At 63.4% G+C, this 7,547-nt stretch carries 7 protein-coding genes; 5 read left to right on the forward strand and 2 right to left on the reverse strand.

The features are described from left to right. Positions 1-44 precede the first annotated feature (44 nt). Positions 45-635 (reverse strand): TetR/AcrR family transcriptional regulator, encoded by a 591-nt coding sequence (locus ABD951_RS28445; protein ID WP_345353615.1) that lies wholly within the window; start codon positions 633-635, stop codon positions 45-47. Positions 636-1,033: 398 nt separating this feature from the next. Between ABD951_RS28445 and ABD951_RS28450 the strand changes: the two genes are divergently transcribed. The 5 genes from ABD951_RS28450 to ABD951_RS28470 all read left to right on the forward strand — a co-directional run bounded on the left by ABD951_RS28450 (position 1,034) and on the right by ABD951_RS28470 (position 7,339). Next, entirely contained in the window at positions 1,034-2,593 is a 1,560-nt protein-coding gene (locus tag ABD951_RS28450) for a sugar ABC transporter ATP-binding protein (protein WP_345353617.1), read from the forward strand. 38 nt (positions 2,594-2,631) lie between these two features. Continuing rightward, positions 2,632-3,648: an ABC transporter permease gene (locus ABD951_RS28455; protein WP_345353619.1), complete on the forward strand. Its 1,017-nt coding sequence runs from the start codon at positions 2,632-2,634 to the stop codon at positions 3,646-3,648. Between the two features lie 141 nt (positions 3,649-3,789). Then, complete coding sequence (locus ABD951_RS28460) at positions 3,790-4,875, forward strand: sugar ABC transporter substrate-binding protein (protein ID WP_345353621.1); 1,086 nt, start codon at positions 3,790-3,792, stop codon at positions 4,873-4,875. A gap of 298 nt (positions 4,876-5,173) precedes the next feature. Next, positions 5,174-5,815 (forward strand): 3,4-dihydroxy-2-butanone-4-phosphate synthase, encoded by a 642-nt coding sequence (locus ABD951_RS28465; protein WP_345353623.1) that lies wholly within the window; start codon positions 5,174-5,176, stop codon positions 5,813-5,815. Positions 5,816-5,983: 168 nt separating this feature from the next. Beyond that, complete coding sequence (locus ABD951_RS28470; RefSeq protein ID WP_425569987.1) at positions 5,984-7,339, forward strand: MFS transporter; 1,356 nt, start codon at positions 5,984-5,986, stop codon at positions 7,337-7,339. Here ABD951_RS28470 and ABD951_RS28475 read toward each other — a convergent pair. Beyond that, the coding region (locus ABD951_RS28475; protein WP_345353625.1) for a transposase at positions 7,336-7,547 on the reverse strand (212 nt) is incomplete at its 5' end. The two genes, ABD951_RS28470 and ABD951_RS28475, sit on opposite strands and share 4 nt — an antisense overlap.

The following is a 7,547-nucleotide window of genomic DNA, read 5'->3' on the forward strand; positions in this document are numbered from 1 at the left end:
CCACGACTCTCGTCTCGTCTCCGGGCAAGTTGGCCTAGGACGGGTCAGGACGGCGCGCTGCCGGCTCCGTCGAAGAAGACGCTGACGAACATGTCTGCGAGCTCCTGTGGCGTCTGATCCTTTTCCGGGTTGTACCAGAAGACGGTCCAGTTCAGCAGGTTGAACAACGAGAGCGTCAACAACTCCGCAGTGAGGTCCGTGCGGATCACGCCTTCGCGTTGTCCGAGCACGATCTGATCGGTGAAGAGCTGCTCGTATTCGCGGCGCCTCCTGAGGATGTCGTCGCGCCACACGGGGGTGAGCTCCGCGAGCTGCGTCAACATCGGGGTATGCAGGTCGCGCTGCTCGAGCAGGGTGATTACGTGGCGGCCGACCATGGCACGCAGACGCTCCCTGACCGGGAGGCGGGGATCGAGCACCTCGTCCACCCGTGTGCGCACCGTGGTCATGCTCCGCACACAGACCCGGTACAGCAGGTCTTCCTTGTTTTTGAAATGGTAATAGAGCGACGCTCCGCGCATACCGAGGCGGTCCGCGAGCTCACGCGTCGACGCCGAGGCAAAGCCCTTTTCACGGAACAGGGCCGCTGCTTCCAGCAGTACTCGCTCTGCGGTCTCCGATGAGCGGTCTGTCATGCTCTCACGCCTCCAACTGGTCAAGCGATTGTTAGGTAATTCTATCAGCGTGCACCCACATCGTGTTCCCCCCTCGGTGCCACGCGTCATCGGCTGCACAGATCCCAATTCTCTTGTAACCCCACTTCCCTTGCAGTGATTCCCCTTTGCGCCCGGAACGGGCGCCGGTCCGGTCTTACGAAGCTGACGTCTGGTAGCGGATCCTTGTGTCGCGCGAAAGAAGGTATTGCATCACTACCGGGCGCCCGATAGGCTGGTGATGTCAGTCACACCGCGCCCATTACAAGCTGTTCCACGAGCATGGGGCCGCTGAGCCGTTCCCCCTAAGCCTTCTCGGACGTAGTTCTCGGGCTGTCGACCAAATGCGTGTGCGGAGCGAGCGAAAGAGGAGCCTTTTCGTGTGTACCGAGAGCACCTCCGAAATCCCCGAAGCCGGTGACCTGCTCGTGGACCTCAAGCGGGTCTCGAAGCGGTTCGGTGGGTTGATGGCGTTGAAGTCCGTCGATCTGTCCATCAGGCGCGGCGAAGTGCACGCGCTTCTGGGGCACAACGGCTCCGGCAAGTCGACGCTGGTCAAGATCCTCGCCGGATATCACCGGCCCGAGCACGGCGCCGAGGCATTCGTGGACGGCATGCCCCTGGACCTGGGTTCGGGTGTGGCAGCGCGCAAGGCGGGCCTGCGCTTCATCCACCAGGACCTCGGCCTGATTCCCGAGATGTCGGTCGTGGAGAACCTGCTGCTGGGCTCGGAGCGTCAGGAACGGCGCTGGGGCCGCATCCAGTGGTCGGCCGAACGCGCGCGGGCGCAGGCGGCAATCGAACGCCTCGGACACTCCTTCGACGTGAGGAAGAAGATCTCGGAGCTGCGGGCACCGGAGCGGACGAGTGTCGCTATTGCCCGGGCCCTCGAGAACTGGGAGCGCGACGTGAGTTGTCTTGTCCTGGATGAGCCTACGGCTTCCATGCCGTCTCATGAGGTCGACGACATCCTGACGCTCGTGTCGACGGTCGCAGGCCAGGGTGTTGCCGTTCTTTACATCAGCCACCGCCTGGAGGAAATCATCCGAGTCGCCGACACCGTCACGGTGCTCAGGGGCGGGACGCGGGTCCTCGCCGAGCCCGTCGCGCAGCACACCGTGCGCACACTTGCTCAGGCTGTGGTCGGTAACCACATGGAGACGCTGTCGAAGCCGGAGCGGGACCCGGCACGTGTCGATGGGCGGCCACCCGTGTTCGTCGTGAAAGACCTGACCGGGCCGGACGTGAACGGGTTGAGCTTCGAGGTGCGCGCCGGCGAGGTTGTGGGGATTGCGGGGCTGACGGGTTCTGGACGTGACACCGTGCTCGGCAGTGTCTTCGGGCGGCACCCAAGGACGGGTTCGGTCACGCTCAAGGGCCGGACGATCCGGGCCCACAACATCTCGGACGCGATAGCCGCTGGCGTCGCCTACCTACCCGGAGACCGTGCCGAGGGATTCTTCTCAACCCTCAGTGCGTCGGAGAACCTGCTCATCACGGCACCGGGGCGGCACTGGCGGGGCAGGTTCCACCGCAAGTGTGAGCACGAGGAGACGACCGGTTTCTTCGCCAAACTGGGGATCGTGCCGGTAGCGCCGACGCTTCCGGGGTCCTCCTTCAGCGGTGGGAACCAGCAGAAGCTGATGCTCGCCAAGTGGTTGCGACTGCAACCGGAGGTGCTCCTCCTCGAGGAGCCCACCCAGGGCGTAGACGTTGCCGCGAAGTCGCTGATCCACGACCAGATCGATCGCCTGGCCGCCGAAGGGCGTGCCATCGTCGTGGCGTCCTCGGAGTCCGAGGAGTTGGCCCGCGTGTGCGACCGCGTCCTGGTGATGCGCGACGGCGTGGCAGCGGACTCGAAGAACGGAGCGACGTTGACCGCGAACTGGATCACCCATGCAACCCTTCTTGACTCACACGGATCGGAAACTGTGCAGTGAGGAACACGAAAGACACACGCGGCCTACGACTGCCGGGAATGCAGCGATTCTCCGGTGTCTATGTCTGGGCCGCCCTGATCGTCCTTTTCGCCATCTGGATTCCCGACAGGTTCCTGAGCCTGTCGACGCCGAAGTCGATCGCCGGCGAGCAGGCCATCATCGCCATGGTGGCCTTGGCCGCCCTGTTGCCGCTCGCCGCCGGACACTTCGACCTCTCGATCGGTGCGACGCTGGGGTTCACGTCCGTCTTGATGTCCTGGCTCGTCGTCGACCACCAGATGAACGTCGCCGTCGCAGCCCTGATCACCTTCTTCGCCGGAGTCGTGATCGGCATCGTGAACGCGATCGTCGTCGTGGTCTGGAAGGTCGGATCGTTCATCGCGACGTTGGCGATGGCCACCCTGCTCGGCTCGATGGTCATCGTCGTGTCGGGCGGAACCCAGATCGTCGGACTGCTGCCGAGCGGATTCCTCGCGATCGGGCAGGGCGTATGGTTCGGCGTGGCCGCGCCCGTCTATTGGCTGGCCATCCTCGCCGTGGTCCTCTACTACATCCTCGAGCACACCCCGGCCGGGCGACTGCTCTATGCGACCGGCGCCAGCCCGGAGGCTGCGAAGCTCTCGGGCGTGAGCACGGACCGTTGGATCTTCGGCTCCTTCGTCGCCTCCGGAGCTATCTCTGGACTGGCGGGCATCGTCTATCTCGCCAAGATCGGCTCCGCCTCCCTCACGGCCGGAGCCCCCTACCTGCTCCCGGCCTTCGCGGCGCTCTTCCTGGGAGCGACGCAGATTCGGCCCGGTTGGCCGAACGTGACCGGAACGCTCATCGCCATCACCCTGCTCGCGACCGGGGTAAAGGGACTCCAGCTCACGCCCATGTTCTCGGGCAGTCAGTGGATCGGCGGTGTCTTCCACTCCGTGGCACTGATCCTCGCGGTCGCATTGGCGCATCGCGCTGCGACAAGCAGACGACCGGCAGTGAATACATCCGAAGAGTCTCCGACGACCACCACACAGAACACCGCCGCCGACGAACGGCCGGTCATGCGTTCCTAACCGCACCAGTCCACGACCTGAATAACCCGGCAGGGTCCGAGCGCGGACCGGAGCAAGTAGTCATCACTAGCAGGAAGGAAGTCGCTCATGTGGGCACCTCATCGGCGGCGTAGGTCCGTTCTCGGCCTATCTGTTGTTGCCATGGTCGTGTTGTCAGCGTGTGGCACCGCCGGCGGAGGCACGGATGCGTCCGGCTCCGCCGAGGTCGTCGACGTCGACGCCGCCAAGGCCCAGGTCGCGGCGGACATGAAGGATCCGTCGGGCATGGGCAACCAACTCTTACCGCTAAAGGCCAAGCCATCCTCGGACACGAAGGTCGTTTGGCTGGCGTGCGACATCGAGCCCACCTGTACCAACCACGGCAAAGGTCTCGAGGAGGCGGCTGCAGCCGCGGGGGTCGGGTTCACGCGCATCGCCTACCAGATGTCCTCGGTGGAGAGTCTTCTCGCGGCGTTCGACCACGCGATGGATCTGCACCCCGACGCCATCCTGCTCTCGGCCATGCCGAAGGCCGCCTACGCCTCGAAGCTGCCTCAGCTGGAGGCGGCGGGGATCCCGGTCGTGACGGCCTACACAGCGAGCACCGATGTCGGCGGGGGGGTCAGCGCCACGGTGGCGAATCAGCAGACGGCGACCGCGCAGTTCAAGGCCCTGGCGAACTGGACCATCGCCGACTCCGGAGCCACCGCGAAGGCCTTGGTCCTGAACCTGCCCGACTTCGACTACTACCAGCCGGGGATCAAGCTGCTCAAAGACACACTGGCATCGGCCTGCCGAGACTGCACGCCATCGGTGCTCGACGTCGCGACGACCGACTTGGCTGCCGGCGCCGTGCCGGGAAAGGTCATCTCGGCCCTGCAGGCCGATCCCAGCATCAACTACGTGCTGTGCGTAACCGGCGGAGCGTCGACGGGTCTGTCGGCTGCGCTCAAGGCTGCCGGTCTCGACGGCAAGGTGACGGTCGGAGGTCAGAGCGCGACGCCCGCTGTGCTGCAGGAGATCAAGAGTGGCGACTTGTTCAAGGCGTGGACGAGCACCGGCACCGCCCAGGCGGCGTGGGCGCAGATGGACCAGGCATTGCGCGCCATCGAGAGATCAGAGGTGCTCCCCACGGGTCCGGAACTGCCCATCCAGCTGCTGACCGTCTCCAACATCGAGGACGTCCAGACCCAGTACGGCACCGACCCGAACTTTCGCGCAACCTTCGAGAAGCTCTGGAACCCCTAGGAAGTCACCATCCGGTGGCTGGAGGGACTTCGGAACTGTTCAGGACGAAATCGCGTCTACGCTCGGGCACTCCGATCGGGGGTCCAAAGCGATTGGCAATCCGAATCGAACACATTCGGTACCAGTCCAGCCCGCGACCACTGACGTGCCAGAACTCGAATGGAAGGCGCGGGAGACAGGATCACTCGAACAACCGCCGAACAAGGGCCCGAAACTGCTTGAGGCGCATACCTTCCGGCTCGTCGACATCAGGGGCCCCGGCCCTCCATCTGAAAGACCGAAAAGACAGGACAATCCGATGACGACCGAAACCCGGGTGCGTGTGGACGCGGCGATCAGTTCCCTGCGTTCGGGGCTGCCGATTGTGCTCTCGCATCAGACACGATTCGATGAGATCGAGGGTTACCTAGTCCTCCCCGCCGACCGCGCCACTACCGAGATCACTTCCTTCTTGGTTCGCCACACCTCCGGACTCGTCTGTGCGGCGGTCCCTGCTGCCGATTGTGAACGACTCTGGCTTCCGCCGATGTCCGGGACAAGAGGAGAAACTGGGTTCACCGTCACCCTGGATGCAATCGAGGGCACGACGACGGGAATATCTGCATCGGATCGAGCGACAACACTGCGACGGATGGCCAATCCACTAAGTACCGCGCAGGACTTCACCCGACCCGGACACGTCAGTCCTGTACGCGTACTCGAGCACGGCCGTCGCCGCGGTGAGTCCACCGTTGCAGATGCGGCGTCTGATCTGTGTCAAGCAGTCGGAGGGTCGCCAATCGCCGCGTTCGCGGCCCTGGTGTCAGAGATCGACGAGACCCTTCTCGCAGGTGAAATCGAATGCCACATGTTCGCAACTAGACACGGACTAAATGAAGTGACCATCGCCGATGTTGCACACTACTGCAGAACATCGCTCAATTACCTCGAAAAGGTATAGCTGCACAGCAACCTTTTGCGCCAGAGCCGCAGAGAAGAAAACTGCCGCTCGCAGAGACCTTGCCGCCGATAAATGCGAGCAAGAATTACCGCGAACAACAGCAGAGCACCGTCTCAGAACAATCGTTCCAGGACGTTATCCACTGACCACCCTCCCGTAAGGAATATTGTGAGCACAGAAGAAATAGCTTCGGATCGAACGTTTGCCCCACCGGAGCCGACCCGATCGGGCCGTTACTCGAATCGCAGGCGCGCATGGGGAATGACGGGTCTCGTCATGCTCCTCTTCGTCATCAACTATGCCGACAAGGCAGTACTCGGAATTATCGCCCAACCGCTGGCTCGTGAACTGGGGTTGACGTCAGCCCAGATCGGTTTGGTCGGCTCGCTGTTCTTCCTCGCCTACGCAGTCGGCGGCTTTCTGGCAGGGCCGATCAACAAATATCTGGCGTTGAGATGGTCGCTTGTGATCCTGGCAATCGTGTGGTCGGTGGCCATGCTGCCGCTCGTCATTGCAGCAAGCTTCACGATGCTCATCGTGACTCGCATGCTGCTCGGGTTCTCCGAAGGACCGAACAATGCGCTCACGCATACCGCGGTCTACTCCTGGCATCCGCCGGCCAAACGCGGTCTCCCGAGCGCGCTCCTCACCGGGTCAGGAGCGATCGCCAAGATCGCTCTCGCTCCTACCCTTGCGTTCGTCACGGTTCAGTTCGGCTGGCGTGCAGCGATCGTAGCGCTCTCGGTCCTCGCTGTGTTCTGGATGGTGGCATGGTTGTTCTGTTGGACCGAGGGTCCTTGCATCTCCGGAGCCACGCCGAGCGGCGAAACCGGGGTGGCGCTGAACACCGAGCCGAATGTTCCGTGGCGGCGCGTCTTCGGTACCCGCACATTCCTCTCCTGTAGCCTACTGATCATCAGCCTGATGGCGCTGAGCACTGTCGTGTTGACCTGGCTACCATCCTATTTCCAGGTCGGACTCGGCTACTCGGCCATCCAGGCTGGATCGATGTTCGCGCTACCCTCGGTCTTGGGATTGATCCTGGCGCTCGGCATCACATCCATCACGGACAAGATGCGCCAGCGCGGGGCCCGATCCCGCGTCGTACGGATCGGTGTTGCCGGTGTCACCGTCCTCATCAGCGGTTCGACCCTATTTGCGCTCCCCGCCATCGGAACCCCGGCCGTTGCTGTCGCGGTCGTCTCGATCGGGGCCGCCCTTGCCTCGGCTGCCATTCCGCTTGTCACCTCCACGATCTCCGAGTTGTGTCCGTCCCAGCAGACCGGCGGCACGATGGGCATGTTCTTTGCACTGATGTCGATCGGCGGACTGATTGCCCCGTACGCGACCGGCGTGGTAGTCGACCACGCAGCGACCGCGGCCGAAGGCTACGAACTCGCATTCCAGATATTCGGTGTAGTCGCTGCGGTTGCAGCGATACTGGTACTGGTCTTCGCGAACCCGGAACGCGATCGCAAGATCATTCGCCGAAGTGTGGTGCCCGTGTCGGTTGATGTCTCCTAGGGCATGTCTGACAATCTGCGAGTCCAGGCGATGACCGTGTTGAGGACGACCGCTGCTCGGTAGACGATCGCGAGCTTGTCGTACCGAGTGGCCAGGCCGCGCCACTGTTTCAGATGGCTGAACCGGCGTTCGACTACGGTGCGGCCGCGGTAGTCGACCGGATCGAAGGCCGGTGGTCGGCCACCACGCGGTCCGCGTCGACGGCGGT

Origin of the sequence: Rhodococcus olei (assembly GCF_039540555.1) — a bacterium.
GTDB lineage: Bacteria > Actinomycetota > Actinomycetes > Mycobacteriales > Mycobacteriaceae > Rhodococcus_G > Rhodococcus_G olei.

Excerpts from the sequence above, each read along its gene's own strand:
- ABD951_RS28445 (WP_345353615.1), bottom strand. The coding sequence starts at position 635 with ATGACAGACCGCTCATCGGAGACCGCAGAGCGAGTACTGCTGGAAGCA.
- ABD951_RS28455 (WP_345353619.1), top strand. The coding sequence starts at position 2,632 with ATGCAGCGATTCTCCGGTGTCTATGTCTGGGCCGCCCTGATCGTCCTT.
- ABD951_RS28460 (WP_345353621.1), top strand. The coding sequence starts at position 3,790 with ATGGTCGTGTTGTCAGCGTGTGGCACCGCCGGCGGAGGCACGGATGCG.
- ABD951_RS28465 (WP_345353623.1), top strand. The coding sequence starts at position 5,174 with ATGACGACCGAAACCCGGGTGCGTGTGGACGCGGCGATCAGTTCCCTG.